Genomic DNA, 1,162 nt, shown 5'->3' on the forward strand with positions numbered 1-1,162 from the left:
CTTCGGTAAGCTTGTAGGCCCCCTAGGCCATCCAGTAGCTCTACCTCCGATGAGAAACACGCGACGCTGCACCTAAATGCATTTCGGGGAGAACCAGCTATCACGGAGTTTGATTGGCCTTTCACCCCTACCCACAACTCATCCCCTCAGTTTTCAACCTAAGTGGGTTCGGGCCTCCACGACGTCTTACCGTCGCTTCACCCTGGCCATGGGTAGATCACTCCGCTTCGGGTCCATGATGTGCGACTCAAACGCCCTATTCGGACTCGCTTTCGCTACGGCTCCCCCACACGGGTTAACCTCGCCACACACCGATGACTCGCAGGCTCATTCTTCAAAAGGCACGCCATCACCCCACAACGAGGGCTCTGACGGATTGTAAGCGCACGGTTTCAGGTACTATTTCACTCCCCTCCCGGGGTACTTTTCACCTTTCCCTCACGGTACTAGTCCGCTATCGGTCACCAGGTAGTATTCAGGCTTATCGGGTGGTCCCGACAGATTCACAGCAGATTTCACGGGCCCGCTGCTACTCGGGAGTTGCTCACATGAGCCGTTGAATTTTCGCTTACCGGACTCTCACCGTCTACGGTCGGCCATCCCAGACCAATTCAGCTAACACAACGGTTTCTGACTCACGCTCCACTCGGCAGAATGAAGAAGAACAATCCCACGACCCCACACGGACAACGACTGCCGTCTATCACATCCGCATGGTTTAGCCTCATCCGCTTTCGCTCGCCACTACTCACGGAATCACATGTTGTTTTCTCTTCCTGTGGGTACTGAGATGTTTCACTTCCCCACGTTCCCTCCACACCACCTATATATTCAGTGGCAGGTAACACGACATCACTCGTGCTGGGTTTCCCCATTCGGAAATCCTCGGATCTCAGCTCGGTTGACAGCTCCCCGAGGCTTATCGCAGCCTCCTACGTCCTTCATCGGCTCCTGGTGCCAAGGCATCCACCGTACGCTCTTACACACTTACAAACAAAGATGCTCGCGTCCACTGTGCAGTTCTCAAACAACACACCCACATCGGACCGAATTCAAGGACCTAACCGGCAAACCGGCGGTTTCACAAGAGACCCGAGCGGATCGTTTTGATTTCCTAGAAAGAAACACTCGCGTGTTCTTTCAGGACCCAACAGTGTGTCGA

The 1,162-nt window shown here is 54.3% G+C and carries 1 rRNA gene; it reads right to left on the minus strand.

The window, feature by feature from the left end:
- Nucleotides 1-993, minus strand: a 23S ribosomal RNA gene (locus tag ABH933_RS45535); the annotation flags it as partial.
- Nucleotides 994-1,162 lie beyond the last annotated feature (169 nt).

Source organism: Nocardia sp. GP40, assembly GCF_050434125.1.
In the GTDB taxonomy this organism is placed as follows: Bacteria; Actinomycetota; Actinomycetes; order Mycobacteriales; family Mycobacteriaceae; genus Nocardia; species Nocardia albiluteola.